At 66.9% G+C, this 18,654-nt stretch carries 18 protein-coding genes and 2 pseudogenes; 9 read left to right on the forward strand and 11 right to left on the reverse strand.

Annotated elements, in window-relative coordinates:
* Positions 1 to 23: 23 nt before the first annotated feature.
* The gene (locus WDM86_14850; protein ID MEI9991311.1) at positions 24 to 902 is read right to left on the reverse strand and encodes a glucose 1-dehydrogenase; all 879 of its coding nucleotides are present in this window, start codon (positions 900 to 902) and stop codon (positions 24 to 26) included.
* 19 nt (positions 903 to 921) lie between these two features.
* Between WDM86_14850 and WDM86_14855 the strand changes: the two genes are divergently transcribed.
* Positions 922 to 1,545, forward strand: coding sequence for a histidine phosphatase family protein (locus WDM86_14855; protein ID MEI9991312.1), 624 nt, complete (start codon positions 922 to 924; stop codon positions 1,543 to 1,545).
* 97 nt (positions 1,546 to 1,642) lie between these two features.
* On the opposite strand, the gene WDM86_14860 is transcribed toward WDM86_14855, so the two are convergent.
* From WDM86_14860 to WDM86_14870, 3 genes are all read right to left on the reverse strand, one after another.
* Positions 1,643 to 2,761 carry a Fic family protein gene (locus WDM86_14860; protein ID MEI9991313.1) on the reverse strand — a complete coding sequence of 373 codons (1,119 nt, stop codon included), beginning with the start codon at positions 2,759 to 2,761 and terminating at the stop codon, positions 1,643 to 1,645.
* A gap of 346 nt (positions 2,762 to 3,107) precedes the next feature.
* The gene (locus WDM86_14865) at positions 3,108 to 4,094 is read right to left on the reverse strand and encodes a D-glycerate dehydrogenase (GenBank protein MEI9991314.1); all 987 of its coding nucleotides are present in this window, start codon (positions 4,092 to 4,094) and stop codon (positions 3,108 to 3,110) included.
* 83 nt (positions 4,095 to 4,177) lie between these two features.
* Positions 4,178 to 5,434 (reverse strand): serine hydrolase domain-containing protein, encoded by a 1,257-nt coding sequence (locus tag WDM86_14870; GenBank protein MEI9991315.1) that lies wholly within the window; start codon positions 5,432 to 5,434, stop codon positions 4,178 to 4,180.
* A gap of 177 nt (positions 5,435 to 5,611) precedes the next feature.
* On the opposite strand from WDM86_14870, the gene WDM86_14875 reads away from it, so the two are divergent.
* The 3 genes from WDM86_14875 to arfB all read left to right on the forward strand — a co-directional run bounded on the left by WDM86_14875 (position 5,612) and on the right by arfB (position 9,171).
* Positions 5,612 to 6,625: a fatty acid desaturase gene (locus WDM86_14875; protein ID MEI9991316.1), complete on the forward strand. Its 1,014-nt coding sequence runs from the start codon at positions 5,612 to 5,614 to the stop codon at positions 6,623 to 6,625.
* 330 nt (positions 6,626 to 6,955) lie between these two features.
* Positions 6,956 to 8,524, forward strand: coding sequence for a class I adenylate-forming enzyme family protein (locus tag WDM86_14880; GenBank protein MEI9991317.1), 1,569 nt, complete (start codon positions 6,956 to 6,958; stop codon positions 8,522 to 8,524).
* A 218-nt stretch (positions 8,525 to 8,742) separates the two neighbouring features.
* Positions 8,743 to 9,171 (forward strand): alternative ribosome rescue aminoacyl-tRNA hydrolase ArfB, encoded by a 429-nt coding sequence (gene arfB, locus WDM86_14885; GenBank protein MEI9991318.1) that lies wholly within the window; start codon positions 8,743 to 8,745, stop codon positions 9,169 to 9,171.
* Between the two features lie 9 nt (positions 9,172 to 9,180).
* Here the strand turns inward: arfB and WDM86_14890 are convergent, their stop codons facing one another.
* From WDM86_14890 to WDM86_14920, 7 genes and pseudogenes are all read right to left on the reverse strand, one after another.
* Entirely contained in the window at positions 9,181 to 9,999 is an 819-nt protein-coding gene (locus tag WDM86_14890) for a lytic transglycosylase domain-containing protein (GenBank protein MEI9991319.1), read from the reverse strand.
* 88 nt (positions 10,000 to 10,087) lie between these two features.
* Entirely contained in the window at positions 10,088 to 10,408 is a 321-nt protein-coding gene (locus WDM86_14895; protein MEI9991320.1) for a hypothetical protein, read from the reverse strand.
* A 134-nt stretch (positions 10,409 to 10,542) separates the two neighbouring features.
* Complete coding sequence (locus WDM86_14900; GenBank protein MEI9991321.1) at positions 10,543 to 11,841, reverse strand: LLM class flavin-dependent oxidoreductase; 1,299 nt, start codon at positions 11,839 to 11,841, stop codon at positions 10,543 to 10,545.
* A 13-nt stretch (positions 11,842 to 11,854) separates the two neighbouring features.
* Positions 11,855 to 12,088 (reverse strand): SDR family oxidoreductase, encoded by a 234-nt coding sequence (locus WDM86_14905; GenBank protein MEI9991322.1) that lies wholly within the window; start codon positions 12,086 to 12,088, stop codon positions 11,855 to 11,857.
* Positions 12,085 to 12,723, reverse strand: coding sequence for an SDR family oxidoreductase (locus WDM86_14910; GenBank protein ID MEI9991323.1), 639 nt, complete (start codon positions 12,721 to 12,723; stop codon positions 12,085 to 12,087). The genes WDM86_14905 and WDM86_14910 overlap by 4 nt, the downstream gene beginning before the upstream one ends.
* Before the next feature lie 113 nt (positions 12,724 to 12,836).
* Positions 12,837 to 14,048: a TetR/AcrR family transcriptional regulator gene (locus tag WDM86_14915; protein ID MEI9991324.1), complete on the reverse strand. Its 1,212-nt coding sequence runs from the start codon at positions 14,046 to 14,048 to the stop codon at positions 12,837 to 12,839.
* Positions 14,045 to 15,516, reverse strand: a pseudogene (locus tag WDM86_14920) (MFS transporter). The gene WDM86_14915 and the pseudogene WDM86_14920 overlap by 4 nt, the downstream one beginning before the upstream one ends.
* 325 nt (positions 15,517 to 15,841) lie before the next feature.
* Between WDM86_14920 and WDM86_14925 the strand changes: the two are divergent.
* The 5 genes and pseudogenes from WDM86_14925 to WDM86_14945 all read left to right on the forward strand — a co-directional run bounded on the left by WDM86_14925 (position 15,842) and on the right by WDM86_14945 (position 18,601).
* Complete coding sequence (locus WDM86_14925; GenBank protein ID MEI9991325.1) at positions 15,842 to 16,054, forward strand: Ada metal-binding domain-containing protein; 213 nt, start codon at positions 15,842 to 15,844, stop codon at positions 16,052 to 16,054.
* Positions 16,038 to 16,382 (forward strand): annotated as a pseudogene (locus WDM86_14930) (helix-turn-helix domain-containing protein). Before WDM86_14925 ends, WDM86_14930 begins: the two are co-directional and overlap by 17 nt.
* Before the next feature lie 149 nt (positions 16,383 to 16,531).
* Complete coding sequence (locus tag WDM86_14935; GenBank protein MEI9991326.1) at positions 16,532 to 17,305, forward strand: AlkA N-terminal domain-containing protein; 774 nt, start codon at positions 16,532 to 16,534, stop codon at positions 17,303 to 17,305.
* The gene (locus WDM86_14940; GenBank protein ID MEI9991327.1) at positions 17,298 to 17,801 is read left to right on the forward strand and encodes a methylated-DNA--[protein]-cysteine S-methyltransferase; all 504 of its coding nucleotides are present in this window, start codon (positions 17,298 to 17,300) and stop codon (positions 17,799 to 17,801) included. Before WDM86_14935 ends, WDM86_14940 begins: the two co-directional genes overlap by 8 nt.
* The gene (locus WDM86_14945) at positions 17,798 to 18,601 is read left to right on the forward strand and encodes an isocitrate lyase/phosphoenolpyruvate mutase family protein (protein MEI9991328.1); all 804 of its coding nucleotides are present in this window, start codon (positions 17,798 to 17,800) and stop codon (positions 18,599 to 18,601) included. The genes WDM86_14940 and WDM86_14945 overlap by 4 nt, the downstream gene beginning before the upstream one ends.
* Positions 18,602 to 18,654: the final 53 nt, after the last annotated feature.

The following is an 18,654-nucleotide window of genomic DNA, read 5'->3' on the forward strand; positions in this document are numbered from 1 at the left end:
AGCAGAAAGCCGCCCAATTGGGCTTAGCGGCGGGCTCCGGGCAGCGCCAGATGGATGCCGCCGTCGGAAAGCAGCATTTCGCCGGTGATGTTGCCGGATTCGGGGCCGGCGAAGAACAGCACGGTCTTGGCGATTTCGGCGCCGTCGGCGAGGCGCTGCAGCGGGTTGCGCTTGCCCTCGGCCTCCGCGATCCGCTCGGCGGTTTCCTTGCCGAACTGCTTGACGAACCAGTTGGTGTCGACATAGCCGGGGCACACGGCGTTCACCCGCACTTCGGGGGCCAAAGCGCGCGCCAGCGACAGCGTCATCGTGTTGAGCGCGCCTTTCGAGGCGGCATAGGCGACCGAGGATCCGATGCCCGCGATGCCGGCGATCGAGGAGACGTTGACCACCGAACCGGCCCCATGGGCCCGCAAGCCGGGCAGGCAGGCGCGGATCATCTGGAACGGACCGATCACGTTGACCGCGTAGAGGCGCTGGAAATCCTCCGCGCTCAGCGAATCGAGATCGGCGTGGTTGGTGACGAATTTCGTCGTCCCCGCATTGTTGACCAGGATGTCGATGCGGCCCCAGGCCTCGGTGGCGGCCTGTGCCAGCCTGGCGCAATCCTCGTCCTTCGCTACGTCGCCCTGGACCAGGCGGGCCTGGGCGCCTTCCTTCTCGACCGCCTCGGCGGTCTGGCGGGCTTCCGCCTCGCTTCTGGTGTAGTTGACCACGATATTGGCGCCGCGCCGGGCGAGCCCCAGGGCCACCGCGGCCCCGATTCCGGTCGCGGAACCTGTGACAATTGCGACTTTGCCGGCCAAATCGCCTTGTTCCATGTGCCATTTCCCCGTCATGTTGCGGTGTTGAACTGCGCCGGATCGTAAGACGGCGCCCCGGTCGCGCCAAGGAGCTGCCATTACCACCTCCGCCGACGTGATGCCCGAGATCGCGCCCGTCGTCCCGCGCCGCGCGCGCCGTCACGCCCATGCCGCGGCCCCGATGCGCATCGTGCTCGTACGCCATGGCCGCCCGGCGATCCCGACCGACGCGCGCGCCTCCCATGCCGAGTTCCGCACCTATATCGACGACTACGAGGCGGCGGGCCTGGATCCCGCCAGCGCCCCGCCCGAGGAACTGCAGGACCTGGTGAAGGAGATCGGCGCGATCTTCACCTCCGACCGGCCGCGCTCGACCGGCAGCGCCAAGGCCTTGGCGCCGAACGCCGAGCTGATCGCCGACCCGCTGTTCGCCGAGGCGCCGCTGGCCAGCCCGCGCATCCCGCTGCTGCGCATGCGGGTGCCGACCTGGGCGGTGATGGCGCGCATCCTGTGGCACGCCGGCTATCACCCGGAGATCGAGAACTACCGCAAGGCCAAGCACCGCGCCGCCGAGGCGGCCGACATCCTGATGAAGCGCGCGAGCGCGGAGGGCGCGACAGCGCTGGTGGCGCACGGCTATTTCAACCTGATGATCGGCCGCGAGCTGCGCCACCGCGGCTTCCGCCGCTCCGGCGCGCACCGCGTGAAATACTGGAACGCGGTGATCTACGAGCTGCCCTGAGACGGAAAACCCTCCCGCTCCGGGGAAAGCGGCAGGGTGAGGGCGGCCGCCACGCGCGTATGTCGCGCGCGCCAATCCGGCTTGCGTTTCTTGCTGCCTAGGCGACCGGATCGATCTTGTCGGGAAACAGGCCGGGCATCCATCGGCCCGCCAATTTTGCAGGAAAGGCAAGCCGGATTGGCGCGCGGGGGCTGTCGGACACGACAGCACCTTGGTCAGCGAGCGCGGAGACGATGCGGCGAGCCTGCCGTTCTCCAACACCGAGCAACAGGCTGGTTTCCGCGCGCGGTATCTCACCACGATAGAGGAGGACGTCGAGCACGGTCCCGGATTTCTGTGGCAACGTACCAAGGCGGATGAGTTCTTCCGCCCATGTCAGGATGCGCGTCCGTAGCTTGTCGGGCTGCATCAGATCTTCCATGAACGCGACCTGATCCAGGCAGACTCGCAGGAAGAATTCCGTGAATCGCACCAAGGCCATTTCGCTGAGGTTGCCGCGGCCGTCCAGATCATTGAGCCGTGGCTCGTCGCAATATGCGAGATGGCTCTTATATTCGTCGACGTTCCGCGCCAGCCCGCGTGCGACCGACCAGAGTGCGCCGGTATCGAGCGCCTGCAGCAGGATGGCGTGCGCCATCAAGCGGCCGACCCGCCCATTGCCGTCGATGAACGGATGTATCCAGGCAAGGCGATGATGCGCGGCCGCGGTCGCCAGAACACGTTCGGCTACGCCGAGCTGCGAAAAGACATCTTCGAAGCGCGCCAAAAACCGAGGCACGGCTCCCGGGCTGACGGCGATATGATTTCCGACTTTGACGTCGCGCGGTCGAAGCTCTCCCGGCACGATCGCGACACGCTCGCCGGTACGAGGGTCTTCCACCCAACGTAAGTCCGCCGGCATCGCCTCGTAAAAGATCCGGTGTATTTCCCGGATCGCGGCCACCGTCACTGGCTTCTGGGTCAGCCCACCGGAATCGATCCATTGTTGAACTTCGATGTGTGCCGCGGCTTCCAGCTGAAGATTGCGTTTCTTTGCGTCCTTGCTGAAGTCCTGGTTGAGGGCGCGTTCGATATCGATGGGATGGGTGTCGTGGCCTTCAATGAGATTGCTGTAATAGCAATTCATCGCCCGCACGAGCTTGGCGAGAGATGCCATAAGGACCTCGGGCAGGCTGCCGCGAAATCCGGCTGACCGGCGGGCGAGTTCGACGACCATATCGGACAATTTCGAACGGTCGCGGCAATCATCGCCGAGTCGTACGGGTTCCATCAGACCGATCGACTCCCCCCGGTCGGGAGCCGCTTTTATGTCCGCTTTGGGGTCCCTGTCGCCTTGGGCCATAAATATAACGATATCATCTGGTTATGGCAAAAGACAGGTCTTGGATGTCCGCTGAAAAGGCCGCTTTCATGTCCGCACTGCCTTGTAGGCGTACCCACCTGACGCCATATCGGTTGCGGCCGGACCAAGTTCCCAGATGCTGACGACCCGAACGGGCGTTCGGGGAGCCGATGGCATTTTGTCGTGGAAGGTAACCGCGGATTATGTGAGCGGCACGCGGTTACAGCATCGCCGGGATCACCCGGTCCGGCGGCTTGTGGCCGTCGGCGAAGGTCTTGATGTTGATGATCACCTTCTCGCCCATGTCGATGCGGCCCTCGATCGTCGCCGAGCCCATATGCGGCAGCAGCACCACGTTCTTCAGCTTGAGCAGCTTCGGATTCACCGCCGGCTCGTGCTCGAACACGTCCAGCCCCGCGCCCGACAATTGCCCCGCCTCCAGCATCCGCGCCAGCGTGTTCTCGTCGATCACCTCGCCGCGCGCCGTGTTGACGATATAGGCCTGCGGCTTCATCAGCTTCAGCCGCCGCGCGGAGAGCAGGTGATAGGTCGCCGGCGTGTGCGGGCAGTTGACCGACACGATGTCCATCCGCGCCAGCATCTGGTCGAGGCTCTCCCAATAGGTCGCCTCCAGCTCGTGCTCGATGTCGGGATGCACCGGCTTTCGGTTGTGATAGTGGATCTGCAAGCCGAACGCCTTGGCCCGCCGCGCCACCGCCTGGCCGATCCGCCCCATGCCGACGATGCCCAGCCTTTTGCCGTAGATGCGGTGGCCGAGCATCCAGTTCGGCGACCAGCCCTTGAAGTGCTCGTCCTCCAGCTCCTTGACGCCCTCCACCAGCCGGCGCGGCACCGCCAGGATCAGCGCCATGGTCATGTCGGCGGTGTCCTCGGTCAGGACGCCCGGCGTGTTGGTGACGACGATGCCTTTGTCGAGCGCCGTCTTGACGTCGATATTGTCGACGCCGGTGCCGAAATTGGCGATCAGCTTGAGGTTCGGTCCCGCCCGCACGATGACCTTGGAATCGATCCGGTCGGTCACGGTCGGCACCAGCACGTCGGCCTTCTGCACCGCCTCGATCAGCTCGGCCTGGCTCATCGGCTTGTCGTCGAGGTTCAGCCGCGCGTCGAACAGCTCGCGCATGCGCGTCTCGATCGCGTCGGGCAGCTTGCGCGTGACGATGACGAGCGGCTTTTTCGCGGGCATTTTCCGGCCGTTTCCTGTTCCTGGCGCGCCATTTTATGGCGTCCGTCCGGTCATAGCAGACGGTCCGGTCCGGTCAAGGACGGCTAGGCATAACTCTGCGTCATCGCCGAATAGACCAGCGTGCGAAGGTCCCGCCGCAGCGTCAGCCGCGCGTCGCTGCCCATCACCTGGGTCATGAACACCACGGCCAGGTCCTCCCTGGGATCGATCCAGAACGCGGTCGAGGCGGCGCCGCCCCAGGCGAACTCGCCCGGCGTGCCCGGCAGGCGGGTGAGCGCGGTGCTCAGCGTCACGCTGCACCCGATGGAAAAGCCGACGCCGTTATAGCCGGCCTCGGAGAACAGGCCCTCGCCCGCCACCATGTCGACCAGGGACTTGCCGCCCGGCAAAAGGTTCAGCGAGAACATCTCCACCGTCTTGGGCGACAGGATCTGCACCCCGTCCAGCGTGCCGCCGCCCAGCATCATGCGGCAGAAGCGCATATAGTCGTGCGCCGTGGAGAGAAGGCCGCCGCCGCCGCTCTCCAGCTTGGGCGGCTCGGCATAGGTCGATTTGCCGGCATCGTCCTGCAGCCTGAGGCCGCCGCCCTGCTTGGGCATGTAGCAGGAGGCGAGGCGCTCGACCTTGCCGGCCGCAATGGAGAACGCCGTGTCGTGCATCCCGAGCGGCTCGAAAATCCGTGTACGGAGGAACTCGCCGAACGTCACGCCCGACAGCTTCTGCACGAGATAGCCCATCACGTCGATCGAGACGGAATAGTTCCAGAACTTGCCCGGCGAGAAATCGAGCGGGATCTTGGAAAGCTGCTCGATGAAGGCGTCGAGCCCGCCTGGCGTCCGCGGATCGCCGATCTTCTGGCGGCGATACTCCGCGTCGACCGCGGTGCGCGACATGAAGCCATAGGTCAGCCCGGAAGTGTGGGTGACGAGATCGACCACCTTCATTGGCCGCTCGCAGGGCAGGGTGATGAACTGGCCCGAGGTGTCGGCGACCAGGCTCGGAACGCCGCTGCCATAGACGCGCAAATTCTTCCACGACGGGATATGCGTCGCGACCGCGTCGTCCAGGCCGAGGCGGCCTTCCTCGACCAGCATCATCAGCGCCACGGCGGTGATCGGCTTGGTCATCGAATAGATGCGCACGATGGCGTCGTCGCGCCACGGCTTGCCGCGTTCCAGGTCCATCGACCCCGCGACGCTGTCATGCGCCAGCACGCCGCGCCGCCAGACCTGGGTCTGGAACCCGGGCAGCAATCCCGAGTCGACGTACAATTCCTTCATCCTGGCGTGCAGCGTCTCGAGACGCTTTGCCGACAATCCCACGCTTTCCGGCTTGGCCATGTGCTTCTCCCGATGGTGTTCTGGGCGGGAGCTTAACGTCGGAACGAACGATTTTGCGAGGCCGTCGGACGCACTTTTCTTCCCGCCGCCGCCATCCCTTTTTCGCCCGAATTGGCGTATAGGGTGCGCGCTGTCCCAAAACGCGTAAAGGCGTACTTTATCTTGTCAGATACCCGATTGTCCGCCGCCGAGCCGGCCGCGGCGGACTGGATTCGCATCCTCGCGCGCTATCGCGAGCCCAACGGCCTGCGCAGCACTTTCGAACTGGTCGTCACCGCGGTGCCGTTCGTGGCGCTCTGGGCATTGGCCTGGGCCGCCTGGGAATATGGTTACGGCTTCGTCTCGCTGCTGCTCGCCGTGCCGACCGCCGCGTTCCTGGTGCGGCTGTTCATGATCCAGCACGATTGCGGCCATGGCGCCTTCTTCCGCCATCGCCTCGCCAATGACTGGGTCGGCCGCGTCATCGGCGTGCTCACGCTGACGCCCTATGACGCCTGGAAGCGCTCGCATTCGATCCATCACGGCACCTCGGGCAATCTCGACAAGCGCGGCACGGGCGACCTCGCGACGCTGACGGTCAGCGAATATCGCGCCCTGTCGCGCCCGCGCCGTCTCGGCTATTGGCTTTACCGCAACCCCATCGTCCTGTTCGGCTTCGGCCCGATCTACATGTTCGTCTGGCGGCATCGTTTTCCGCTGGCCACCAAGCTCGCCAATTGGCGCGGCTGGATCAGCCCGATGGCGACGAATCTGGGCATCGCCGCGGTCGTGATCGGCGCGATGTGGCTGGTCGGCTGGAAGACCTTCCTCTTGACCCAGATCCCGATCACCCTGATCGCTGGCTCCATCGGCATCTGGCTGTTCTTCATCCAGCACCAGTTCGACGACACGGTGTGGGCGGCGGACGGCCAGTGGAACGTGCACGAGGCGGCGCTGCGCGGCAGTTCGTACTATGTGTTGCCGCGCGTCCTGAACTGGTTCACGGCGAATATCGGCATCCACCATGTGCACCATCTTTACGCGCGCATCCCGTTCTACCGGCTGCCGCAGGTGCTGCGCGACCAGATCCGGCTGGCGGACGTCTCGCGCGTCTCGATGCTGGAGAGCCTGCGCTGCGCCCGCCTGGCCCTGTGGGACGATTGCCAGCAGCGGCTGATCTCCTTCCGCGAAGCCCGCCGCCTGCCGCGATAGGGGCGGGGCGGCGCGAACGCCGCTTGCCGTCGCCGCCTCGGGCTTTATATAAGAGCGGTCGCCGCGGAATTGACATGTTGTCAGTGCGGTCGAAGACGAACATGCCGTGGAGACGGGAAACCCGCCCATGGCCCCAGCAGCCCAGGAACACTTTCATGACCTTGCCGCCCAACTGGCCCGCCATGTCCTTGAAGGACGCCACCGCCGCGCTCACCGCGCCCGGCGCCCGGTTCGAGATGGACACCGTCACCATCCGCGGCATCCCACCCGCGTCTGGAAGAACTGCCGCCGACCAACCGCGAGGTCTTCCTCGTCGGCCGGATGTATGGGATGCGCGAATTCCTCGTCTACGAGGACGACCGCTGCACCTTCGAGACCTTCGCGCGCGCCACGCTGGCGCTGGCCGCCCAGCTCCAGAAGGACGGCGTCAAGAAGGGCGACCGGGTCGCCATCATCATGCGCAACCTGCCCGAATGGGTGGTGGCGTTCTATGCCGCCGAGCTGGTCGGCGCGATCGTCACGCCGCTGAACGCATGGTGGACCGGCCCCGAGCTGGAATACGGCCTGGTCGATTCCGGCACCAAGATCGCCTTCGTCGACGCCGAGCGCCTCGAACGCATTTCCGAGCATCTGGTGAACTGCCCGGACCTCAAGAAGATCTATGTCAGCCGCTATGCCGACGATCTGCCGCACACCATCGTCGAGCGGCTGGAGGACACGATCGGCCGCGTCAACGACTGGGGCAGCCTGCCGCCCGGCGAGCTGCCGAAGGTCGATCTGCACCCCGACGACGACGCGACCATCCTCTACACTTCGGGCACCACGGGCCGGCCCAAGGGCGCGCTCGGCACCCATCGCAACATGACGTCGAACATCATGGCCGCCGGCTTCGCCGCCGCGCGCAGCTTCCTGCGCCGGGGCGAGGCGCCGCCGGTGTTCGCCAACCCGCTCGACGCGCCGCAGCGCGCCACGCTGCTGTCCATCCCGTTCTTCCACGCGACCGGCTGCTTCGCCGTGCTCGGGCCGACGGTGGTCAGCGGCGGCAAGATCGTGCTGATGCGCCGCTTCGATGCCGAGAAGGCGATGGCGCTGATCGAGAAAGAGAAGATCAACAGCGCCGGCGGCGTGCCGACCATCGCCTGGCAGATTCTCGAACATCCCAACCGGCACAAATACGATTTGTCCTCGCTGGAGGCGGTGGCCTATGGCGGCGCGCCGTCGGCGCCCGAGCTGGTGAAACAGATCAAGCAGAACTGGCCGAAATCGGCCGCCGGCAACGGCTGGGGCATGACCGAGACCTCGGCCACCTGCACCACCCATTCGGGCGAGGATTACGAGAACCGCCCGACCTCCTGCGGCCCCGCGGTCGCGGTGTGCGATCTCAAGATCATGAATGTCGAGGGCACGCAGGATCTTCCCGCCGGCGAGGTCGGCGAATTGTGGGCGCGCGGCCCCAACATCGTGAAGTGCTACTGGAACAAGCCGGAAGCGACGGCGGCGACCTTCGTCGACGGCTGGGTGCGCACCGGCGACCTCGCGCGTCTGGACGAAGAGGGTTTCTGCTACATCATCGACCGCGCCAAGGACATGCTGATCCGCGGCGGCGAGAACATCTACTGCATCGAGGTCGAGAACGTGCTCTACGACCACCCCGCCGTGATGGACGCCGCCCTGGTGCCGGTGCCGCACAAGCAGCTCGGCGAGGAGCCCGGCGCGGTGGTGCATCTGAAGCCCGGCATGCACACGACGGAGGAGGAGCTTCGCCAGTTCGTCGCCGGCAAGCTCGCCGCGTTCAAGGTGCCGGTGAAGGTGGTGTTCTGGCCCGAGACGCTGCCGCGCAACGCCAACGGAAAAATTCTGAAGACCGAGCTCAAGAAGATTTTCGCCGACCCGCAATAGCGTACGCATGGCAAGAAAATAGGTCTCACGCGGAGCCGCGGAGAACGCGGAGCAGTCTTTTCATCACCATCACCAACCATCGTCATGGCCGGGCTTGTCCCGGCCACACATAACCCGACCGTCAGCAATGCTAATGGATGGCCGCCACAGGGGCGGCCATGACGAAGAATGAGGGGTGTGCCATAACTCCGCGCCTCCGCGTCTCCGCGTGAATCGAAATGGCCACCGAACTCAAAGTCACCGCCTCGATCGCTATCCCCGAAACCGAGTTCTCGGAGAGCTTCATCCTGTCCTCCGGCGCGGGCGGGCAGAACGTCAACAAGGTGGCGAGCGCGGTGCAGCTGCGCTTCGACGCGCTGCACAGCCCGAGCCTGCCCGACGATGTCCGCGTGCGCCTGCTCAAGATCGCCGGCCACCGGCTGACCAAGGATGGCGTCCTGATCGTCACCGCCCGCGAATCGCGCGACCAGGTCCGCAACCGCGAGATCGCGCGCCAGCGCCTCGCCGAACTGATCCGCCGCGCCACCGTCGTGCCGAAGAAGCGCAAGCCGACCAAGCCCAGCCGCGCCAGCAAGGAACGTCGGATCGATTCGAAAAAGCGCGACGCGCGGACGAAGCAGCAGCGCTCGAAGCGGTTCGACGATTAGACAGCCGCGCTAGCGCTCGTCGTACTCGTCGTCATAGCCGTCGGTCGGCTTGCGCTGGCGCATCACCACCACCCGCGCCGCGACGGGCGCGGTCCCGGCCGGCGGCGCGTCGGTCTGGAGCGTAGCCGCATCGCGGACCGTGCGCGCGGGCAGCCGCTCGCCGGTGCTCAGGATACTCGCGATATTCCAGACATAGGCCGTCGTCTCCGCCGGCATCATCTGCTGCAAGCGGCGATGCGCTTCGAGCATGCCCGGCCCGTCATTGTAGGCGGCGAACAATCCGGGATAACCGTAGACTTGGTCGAGTTCGTGCAGATAGGCGGCGCCGGCCATGATGTTGTCGTGGGGCGCGTTCGGATCGGTCCCCAGCCCGTAGCGGCGGCGCATCTTGGCCCATGTCTCGGGCATGACCTGCATCAGTCCCATGGCGCCGGCGTCGGACCGGATGGGCTTGTTCTCTCCCATCATGGTCCGGCCGCCGCTCTCGATCGTCATCACCGCTCGGATCCAAAGTTCGGGAACGGCAAAGCGGCGCGATGCCTCCCGAATCTCCGGCGTCCAGCGGGCCATCAATGCGGCGGGGCGCATCGCGGTCTCCCGGGCGAAGGCCGAGGGCGCCGCGGCTGGGGCCGGCGTGGCGGAAAGCTTCCGCGCAAGGGCAGGCGTCGACCGGAGCGCGAGCCGATGCTGCGGGGCGGCCCGTCTTGCGGTCCGTTGGGTTCCGCCATCCGTCCCGATCGGCGCGGACGATCCCGCCGCCAGCGTCGCCAGCAGCATGACTCCCGCAACCCGCGACACGCGGATGCCGTCGGTACCGAACCTGCGCATGATCTCTATCGAAGTCATATTGCGCTGCACCATAGTCCTTCGCATGGCATTCCGCACGCCCGTCCTGGTCGCGACCGATCTGCAACCTTTAGTGGTGCGAACGCTTTGGCGGCGGCGGATAAGGCGGAAAAGCCGGCTGCGCGGGCGCCTGGGCCGGCTGCGCCGGAGCGATCACCTCGACGGGCGGTGGCGGCTCGGGCGCCGGCGGCGGCGCCGGGGCGCAGACCAGGATCAGGCCCGCCTTGGCGATGTCCTCGGCTCCCGGTGATGTCACCGATGCGACCTGGGCGGCGGCGGCCGTGCATTCCTGCTTGGACGCGAAGGTTGCGCCGCGAAATCCGGGAGCGATGGCGGGCGTGCCGGAATAGCCGTTAGACGCCACGACATAGACCAGCATGATCCAGACCATTACGCACACTCCTCAATCGCAACGTACTTAGGCAGGCACGACGCCGACGCCCATGCGCAGTTGCGGTGTTGGTAAATGCGCCCTTGCCCGGGGTCGGCCGGAACGCCGGCGGCCCTCTTAGCACGCCGAGTGCGCTACGTCTTCTCTCCTGCCTCGATCTTCGCCTGGGCCTTGGCCCATTCGGCGCTGCCGCGGCGTTGTTCCTGGCCCTGCGCCCGCGTCCGCTCGGCGATCTGGCGGCCCAGCGCCACGACCTTCGGAATCTCCCCATCGGGCAGCGCGCGCATATAGGTCTTCCGCGCCATCGCCTTCGCGACATAGGGCGCGAGGTCTTCCGCCTTCTTCGCCACCCGCTCGGCTTCCTTCTCCTTGAACTGCGGCATCACCTCGGTCGCGAACAGTTCCAGCGCCTCGCAGATATGCTCGTGCTTGTTGCGCCCGCCCTGCTGGATGAACGCGACCTGGTCGACGCCCGCTTCCACGAAGCCGCGCAGGTGGTTGCGCAATTGCTCCGGCGTGCCGATGCCGCCCTCGCCGCCGATGCCGCCCGCGTCCGGCCCGGCCGCCGCCTGCGCTTTCTGGAACGCGCTCCAGATATCGGTGCGCCCCGGCGTGTGCTCGCCGAAGACGTAATGATGGCCGAGCGCATAGCCGAAGAAGCGGAAGCCTTCGAGGCCGCGCCGCCGCGCCTCCGCCGCGTCGCGATGCACCGAGAAGCTCGACACCATGCAGATGTTCGGATTGACCGCGTGGCCGATCGGCACGCATTCCTCCTTGAAGATGCGGTAATAGTCGTCGACCCATTGCTTGGCCTCGGTCGGATCGACGAAGGCGAAGGTCAGCGCCCCGATGCCCAGCCGCGCCGCCAGCTTGATGGTCTCGCGGTTGGAGCACGCGACCCACAGCGGCGGATGCGGCCGCTGCACCGGCTTGGGCACCACATTGCGGCACGGCATCGAGAAGAACTGACCGTCGAAACCCGGATAGGGATCCATCGCCATCATGTTGGCGCATTGCTCGACCGCTTCGAGCCACTGGCTGCGCTTCTCTTCCACCGGCACGCGGTAGCCGCCGAGTTCGAGCAGCGCCGAGCTTTCGCCCGTGCCCCATTCGACGCGCCCGTTCGAGACGAGATCGAGCGTCGCGATGCGCTCGGCGACGCGCGCCGGATGGTTGTAGTTCGGCGGCATCAGCGTGATGCCGTGGCCGAGGCGGATGTTCTTGGTGCGCTGCGAGCAGGCGGCGAGGAACACCTCCGGCGCCGAGGAATGGGAATATTCCTCCAGGAAATGGTGCTCGACCTCCCAGGCGTTGTCGATGCCGAGCTTGTCGGCGAGTTCGACCTGGTCGAGCGCGTCCTGGAACAGTTTCAGCTCGTCGCCGTCCTTCCAGGGCCGCGGCAATTGATGCTCATAGAAGATGCCGAAGCGCATGATCGTCTTCCCGTCAGTCGGTTTTCTGCGCGGCGTCCTGCAACGCGGCGCGTTGCGCCATCCGCCGCACCTGTTCCTCCGGGTCCCAGGCCTGGCGCGGGCCGGTCGTCAGCCCGCCATCGACCACGATATGCGTGCCGGTGACGAACTCTGAATCGTCGCTCGCGAAATAGAGGCAGGCCCGGGCGATGTCCGCCGGCAGGCCCGCCTTCGGAATCGGCTGGGTGTCCGGCGCCTGCGCCTTCATGCTCTCGTCGATCGCCGCGACCCATCTGGTCGTTGGCGCCCATCGCGCGCGCGCCGGCGCTGAAGATGCCGGTCAGGATCAGTCCCGGGCAGATTGCGTTGACGCGGATTTTGCTGCGCCCAAGCTGCGCCGCGCTCACCGTGGTGAGATGGATCACGCCCGCCTTGGCGACGGAATAGGCCAGCGGTCCGAACCCCGGCCTGCAGCGCCGCGACCGAGGCGGTGTTGATGATCGATCCGCCGCCGCGCGCCTTCAGGAACGGGATGGCATAGCGGGTGCCGAGCGCGACCGAGCGCAGCAGAAGGTTCATCGAGCGGTCCCAGGCCTCGCCGGTCATGTCCTCGATGGTGTTGGGGCTGCCGCCGGCGCCGGCATTGTTGAACAGGATGTCGATGCCGCCGAACGCGTCCTTCGCCGCCTGCATCGTCGCCTTGATGTCGTCTTCCGACGTGACGTCGCAATGGTGGAATTTCACCTGGCCGTTGAAGCGGCGTTCCAGTTCGCGGCCCTGCTCGTCCGAGATGTCGGCGGCGAGCACCCGGGCGCCTTCGGCGACGAACAGCTCGACCGTCCCGCGCCCGATGCCGGAGGCGGCGCCGGTGACGACGGCGATCTTGTCCTTCAGGCGATCCATGTTTCCTCCGTCCGGCCGTTGCGGCTCTCACTGACAGATTATCAGTTCTGGCCGAGATGACAAACCGGATTTTCGAAATCTCTTTCCTCCCCCGCAAACGCGGGGGGGGAAACTCACCGCGAAAACACGCCCATCAGCATCGGCTTGGCGTACAGCGTCGGCGCCTCGAACGCCGCCACGTCGGGGATCGTGAACGGCAGGTCCGCCGCCGCGTTCAGCGTCGCGTTCAGCATCTGCGCCGCGATATAGGGATCGACCGCGCGGATCGAGCCGTCGGCCACGCCGTCGGAAATCATCGCCGCGAAGCGCTCCGACACGCGGTTGGCGCGCTCCACCATCTTCCGCCGCATCGGCTCGGGCAGGGCGCTCAGCGCCGAGGAGCGCAGCAAGGGCCCGCGCTCCGACAATTGGAACTCGACCAGCGTCGCGGCGGCGGACGAGATCTTGTGCCAAGAGTCGCCGCCTTGCGCCAGCGCGGCCGACTGCACTCGGCGCATGACCTCGAAGCTGCGCTCGAAGCATTCGACCACCAGGTCGTCCTTCGCTTCGTTGTGGTGATAGAACGAGCCCTTGGTGACGTTGAGCTGCTCGGAGATCTTCTCGACCGAGGCGCCGCGATAGCCGCGCTGGTTGATCAGCTTGGTCGCGGCGGTGAGGAAGGTCTGGCGCTGGCCCTCCTGCGCATCGTCCGGCGGCGGCAATTCGGGCAGCCGCGCCGGCCGCCACGCCGCGCCCCGCGGCGCCACGCCGTGCGCCAGGATGTCGAACATGCGGTCGCGCACGCGGCCGTAATCGTCGAGGTCGTAGCGCGGCAGCCAGGTCACCGACCAGTAGATCTGCTCCAGCAGCATATGCGTGCGCGCCGTCGACATGCGCCGCTCGAGCCATTCATAGCCCTCAGCCTTGAACAGCGCGCGCACCTTGCGGAAGAACTGCGCATAGGCCTTGGCCACGATCGGCAGGTGCGGCTCCTTCAGGGCGCGGATGTCGTTGAACACCGCGATCGGCGCCTCGTCGCCCTCGCGGATGCGACGGTGCAGCGCCAGATAGAGATCGAGGAATTTGAGCAGCCGGCGCGGCGGGTCGTCCTCGGCCAGCGCGGCGGAGATCAGCGCCTCGAACCGCGCGATGCCGCGCAGGTAGCAGGCGACCGCGAGGTCTTCCTTCTTCTTGAAGTAATAGGTGACGCTGGTGGTGATCAGATCGACGCTCGCCGCCACGTCGGCCAGCGTCATGCCGCGCACGCCGCGCCGGTTCAGGATGCCGGCCGCCGCCGCCAGGATCGCTTCCTTCTTCTTGGTGTAGCGGTCGGTGGCGCTGCTCAAGGATGCTCCGAAGCGGGCATGTGCTCGGCCTCGGCGGCGAGCTTGCGCAAATTCTCCTCGTGGTCCCGGCGGTCGATCGGAAAGCGCGAGATGATGAGAATGCCCAATCCATACAATAGCACCACCGACGGCAGGTAGACGAGCGCCATGTTGCGGATGATGGCGGGATCGACATGTCCCGGCACCGCATTGTCGGGAAAGCCGACGACGCCGAGCAGAAGCCCCGAGAGCAGGATGCCGAGGCCCGACACCGCCTTCGCCATGAAGCTCGAACCGGCGAAGAACAGCCCTTCGGAGCGCCGCTTGGTCTTGAGCTCGCTGTCCTCGACCACGTCCGCCAGCATCGCCGTCATCAGGATGGAGCTGCCGATGGTCATCGCGCCGGAGATCGCGGCGAACACGAACAGGGTGGGCACCAGAAAGGGCGATCCGTTCGCCCAGAACAGGCCGAGCAGCCTGAGCGTGATCGGAAAGACCGAGATGCACAGGCCGCCGGCGAACAGCGTCACCGCGCCGACGCGCTTGCCCAGCCGCTTGGAGACCGGCAGCGCGATCAGGAAGGCGAGCACGAAGGCGAGGACCGTGCCGAGCCCCAGCACGAAAATCTTCGTGTTGGGCAGTTCCCAGAAATAGGTGCCCAGATAGATCGCCATGGCGAAGACGAGCCCCGTGGCGGCGCCGAACGCGATCTGCGCCAGCATGAGGATGAGGAAGGCGCGGTTGTTCATCGTCGCCAGCATCTGGCGGACATATTCGCGGATCGACGGGGCGCGCGCCGGCGGCTTGCGCAGGATCGGGATGAATTTGTGCGTGCCCCAGGCCGAGATCAGGATCGCCGCGAACATCAGCACGGCCGAGGTCAGGCCGTAATGCGCATAGCCGGTCTCGTTGAGCTGGCCGACCTTGTGCGTCGCATCGGGCGCCAGGAACACCGCCAGCGCCAGAAGATACATCGTCATGCCGCCGGTCCAGGCGAAGAACACGCGGTACGCCGACAGCGCGGTGCGCTGGTCGTAATCGTCCGTCAGCTCCGGTTCAGCGCCGAGCTCGGGATCTCATAGAAGCTGATGAAGGTGCGTACCACGACCGCGACGATGAAGAGATAGATCAAGAGCGCGCCCTGGCTCCAATGCGGCGGATTCCACAACAGCAGATAGCTCACCGCCACCGGCAGCGCGGAGAGATAGAGCAGGGGATGGCGCCGGCCCCAGCGCGTGCGCAGATTGTCGGAGAACTGCCCGATGATCGGATCGAACAGCGCGTCGATGCACAGCGCCGCGAACAATATCCCGGCGACCTTGCCGGGCGGCAGATGCATGACCTGGTTGTAGAACAACAGAAGGATGGTCTGGAACCCGTTGTCCTTGATGCCGAAGGCGATGGAGCCGAAGCCGTAGAACAATTTCGTGCGCAGGCTGCCGACCTCGCGCTGCAGGCGAGCGGTATCGGCGATCGGTTTTGTGTCCATGATGTCCGTTTCTCAAGGTTGGTTCGATACGGCCCGTGCGTCCGCGCGGCGAAGCTTCCGCCGGGCCGCCATCGTTAGGCCGCCCGCCTTCGTTGCGGCCGGCGGAGCGTCAGGCAATCGGGATATCGCGCGGGGCCCAAACAGTGCCTTAGGGGAAACGCCTTGCGTACGCTCAAGCGATCAACCGCGCGATCTTCGCGTTAGAACGTGGGGTACGCAAATTCGGGTGTCAACCGCGGGGCCGCGCGAAATCGCCGTAAACCACGCGCCATTGGCGTCCGAAAATGGCCACACGGCGCACCGCCTTTGGTCCATGATGCGGACCATGGAAATGCCGCCGCATGACGTCTGCTACCGCGCGCTCGCGACGCGCGACGCCCGCTTCGACGGCCGCCTGTTCGTTGGCGTGAAGACGACGGGCATCTATTGCCGCCCGATCTGCCCGGCGCGCACCGCCAAGCGCGAGAACGTCACCTTCTGGCCCAGCGCCGCGGCGGCGCAGGAGGCGGGGTTCCGTCCCTGTGCGCTGCCGGCCTGAGATCTCGCCCGACGCGGCGGCATGGCGCGGCACCTCCAACACGGTCTCGCGCGCGCTGGCGCTGATCGCCGAAGGCGGGCTCGACGGCGATCCGCTGCCGGCGCTGTGCGAGCGGCTCGGCGTCGGCGAGCGCCAGCTTCGCCGGCTGTTCGACAAGCATCTGGGCGCGCCGCCCATCGCGGTGGCGCAGACCCGCCGCGTCCTCTTCGCCAAGCAGTTGATCCAGGAGACCCGCCTGCCGATGGGCGCGATCGCCGACGCCGCGGGCTTCGGTTCGGTCCGCCGCTTCAACGACGCGTTCAAGAAGCTCTATCGCCGCCCGCCGCGCGAGCTGCGGCGCAAGGGCGCCCGCGCCGGCGGCGCTGTCCAGCGTCACGCTGCGCCTGGGCTATCGCGCGCCCTACGATTGGGACGCGATCCTCGCCTTCCTCGGCGCCCGCGCCATCGCCGGCGTCGAGCTGGTGGAGAACGGCCGCTATGCCCCGCACGGTCGAGATCGACGGCGTGTTCGGCGGCATCCAGGTCGAGCCGGGCCGCAATCATCTGCAGGCGACGATCCGCTTTCCGCGCGTCGCCGCGCTGCTCGCCATCGTCGCGCGCCTGCGCCGCCTGTTCGATCTCGACGCCGACATCCAGACCATCGGCGCGCATCTGTCCGGCGACAGCGCGCTGGCGCCGCTGATCGCGCGCCGCCCCGGCCTGCGCACGCCCGGCGCCTGGTGCGCCTTCGAGCTCGCGGTCCGCGCCATCCTCGGCCAGCAGATCACCGTCGTCGGCGCCCGCCGCCTCGCGGAGAAGATTGTGGAACTGGAAGGAAGCGACATCGCGCCCGACATCAGCGGCGACGAGCGTCTTTCGCGGGTCTTCCCCTCGGCGGCGCGCCTGGCGCGGGTCGATCTCGCATCGCTCGGCATGCCCAAGGCGCGCATCGCGGCGCTGAACGCGCTGGCGCGGGCGGTGGCCGCCGATCCGAAACTGATCGAGCCCGCCGGCTCCTATGACGAAACCATCGCGCGATTGCTGGCATTGCCCGGCTTCGGGCCATGGACCGCGCAATATTGGGCGCTGCGCGCGCTACGCGACAGCGACGCCTTCCCGGCCGCCGATGTGGCGCTGCTGCGCAGTCCCTTGGTGGCGCAAGGCGGCCGCCGCCCGACGCCGAAGGCGTTGCTGGCGCGCGCCGAGTCCTGGCGGCCGTGGCGCGCCTATGCCGCGCAGCATCTGTGGACCGCCGATGCCGAGCTTGTCTGAACCGCTTTTCCTCGATCGCGTCGAAACGCCGATCGGCGAACTCCTTCTCGTCGCCGACGCGCAAGGCGCGCTGCGCCTGCTGGAGTTCGGCGACAAGCCGGGGCGCTGGCGCCCCGCGTTCACGCGCCGCTTCGGCGAACTCGCGCAAACGCGCGATCCGTCCGGTCTGTCGTCCGCGCTCGCCCGCTACTTCGACGGCGACCTCGCCGCCGTCGATGCGCTGGCGACCGGCGCCGCCGGCACGCCGTTCCAGCGTTCGGTCTGGTCGGCCTTGCGGAAGATCCCCGCCGGAACCACCACGAGCTATGGCGCGCTCGCCGTCCTTCTCGGCAAGCCGGCGGCGACCCGCGCGGTCGGCCTTGCAAACGGCGCGAACCCGATCGCCATCGTCGTGCCTTGTCATCGCGTCGTCGGCGGCGATGGTTCGCTCACCGGCTACGGCGGCGGCCTCGAACGCAAGCGCTGGCTGCTCGACCACGAAAGGACACACGCATGACCACCCTCGCCAAAACCTTCGCCGCGCTGCACACCGGGCCCAGGCTTCTGATCCTGCCCAATGCGTGGGACGCCGGCAGCGCCCGCGTCGTCGAACATGCCGGCGCCAAGGCCATCGCGACCTCGAGCGCCGCCGTCGCCTGGGCTCACGGTTATGCCGACGGCCAGTTCCTACCGTTCGACACGCTGCTCGCGACGGTCGCGGAGATCGCCAGGACGGTTTCGGTCCCGGTCTCCGCCGATATTGAAGCCGCCTATGCCCACGACGCCGCCACCGCCGCGAAGACCGTCGCCCAGGTGATCGATGCCGGCGCGGTCGGCATCAATATCGAGGACGGCAACGATCCGCCCGACCTCCTGGCCGGGAAGATCGAGAACCTCAAAGCCGCCGCCAAAGCCGGCGCCGATCTGTGGGTCAACGCCCGTATCGACACCTATCTGCGCCGGCTGGTTCCCGCCGAGCAGGCCTATGACGAAACCGTCCGCCGCGCCGCGCTCTATCGCGAGGCCGGCGCCGATTCGATCTTCGCGCCCGGCTTGACCGATCTCGCCGATCTGACGCGGCTGGTGAAGGACGTCGTCCTGCCGCTCAACGCGCTCGCCTGGCCGGGCCTGCCCGGCGCGGCGGCGCTGGAAGCGATCGGCGTGCGCCGCCTCTCGGCCGGCTCCGGCATCGGCAAGGTGGTGCTGGGCCACGCGTTCGAACTGGCGAAGGCGTTCCTCGCCGAGGGCCGCTCGGAACCTCTGGCGCAAGGTCCGCTGAGCAATTCGGACATCAACGGCATGATGCGGCGCGCATAACCCCTTGCTGTCATGGCCCGCGAATACGGGCCACCCAGTTGAAGCCTGCACTG

It is taken from the genome of Rhizomicrobium sp., from assembly GCA_037200045.1.
GTDB lineage: Bacteria > Pseudomonadota > Alphaproteobacteria > Micropepsales > Micropepsaceae > Rhizomicrobium.

What these genes read in the sequence shown, in the direction of transcription:
- WDM86_14890 (MEI9991319.1), bottom strand. Translation starts at nt 9,999, where the DNA reads ATGCGCAGGTTCGGTACCGACGGCATCCGCGTGTCGCGGGTTGCGGGA.
- WDM86_14865 (MEI9991314.1), bottom strand. Translation starts at nt 4,094, where the DNA reads ATGCCCGCGAAAAAGCCGCTCGTCATCGTCACGCGCAAGCTGCCCGAC.
- WDM86_14895 (MEI9991320.1), bottom strand. Translation starts at nt 10,408, where the DNA reads ATGGTCTGGATCATGCTGGTCTATGTCGTGGCGTCTAACGGCTATTCC.
- WDM86_14880 (MEI9991317.1), top strand. Translation starts at nt 6,956, where the DNA reads ATGCGCGAATTCCTCGTCTACGAGGACGACCGCTGCACCTTCGAGACC.
- WDM86_14910 (MEI9991323.1), bottom strand. Translation starts at nt 12,723, where the DNA reads ATGGATCGCCTGAAGGACAAGATCGCCGTCGTCACCGGCGCCGCCTCC.
- WDM86_14925 (MEI9991325.1), top strand. Translation starts at nt 15,842, where the DNA reads ATGGAAATGCCGCCGCATGACGTCTGCTACCGCGCGCTCGCGACGCGC.
- WDM86_14935 (MEI9991326.1), top strand. Translation starts at nt 16,532, where the DNA reads ATGCCCCGCACGGTCGAGATCGACGGCGTGTTCGGCGGCATCCAGGTC.
- WDM86_14945 (MEI9991328.1), top strand. Translation starts at nt 17,798, where the DNA reads ATGACCACCCTCGCCAAAACCTTCGCCGCGCTGCACACCGGGCCCAGG.
- WDM86_14860 (MEI9991313.1), bottom strand. Translation starts at nt 2,761, where the DNA reads ATGGTCGTCGAACTCGCCCGCCGGTCAGCCGGATTTCGCGGCAGCCTG.
- WDM86_14850 (MEI9991311.1), bottom strand. Translation starts at nt 902, where the DNA reads ATGGCAGCTCCTTGGCGCGACCGGGGCGCCGTCTTACGATCCGGCGCA.
- WDM86_14900 (MEI9991321.1), bottom strand. Translation starts at nt 11,841, where the DNA reads ATGCGCTTCGGCATCTTCTATGAGCATCAATTGCCGCGGCCCTGGAAG.
- WDM86_14870 (MEI9991315.1), bottom strand. Translation starts at nt 5,434, where the DNA reads ATGGCCAAGCCGGAAAGCGTGGGATTGTCGGCAAAGCGTCTCGAGACG.
- WDM86_14855 (MEI9991312.1), top strand. Translation starts at nt 922, where the DNA reads ATGCCCGAGATCGCGCCCGTCGTCCCGCGCCGCGCGCGCCGTCACGCC.
- WDM86_14905 (MEI9991322.1), bottom strand. Translation starts at nt 12,088, where the DNA reads ATGAAGGCGCAGGCGCCGGACACCCAGCCGATTCCGAAGGCGGGCCTG.
- arfB (MEI9991318.1), top strand. Translation starts at nt 8,743, where the DNA reads ATGGCCACCGAACTCAAAGTCACCGCCTCGATCGCTATCCCCGAAACC.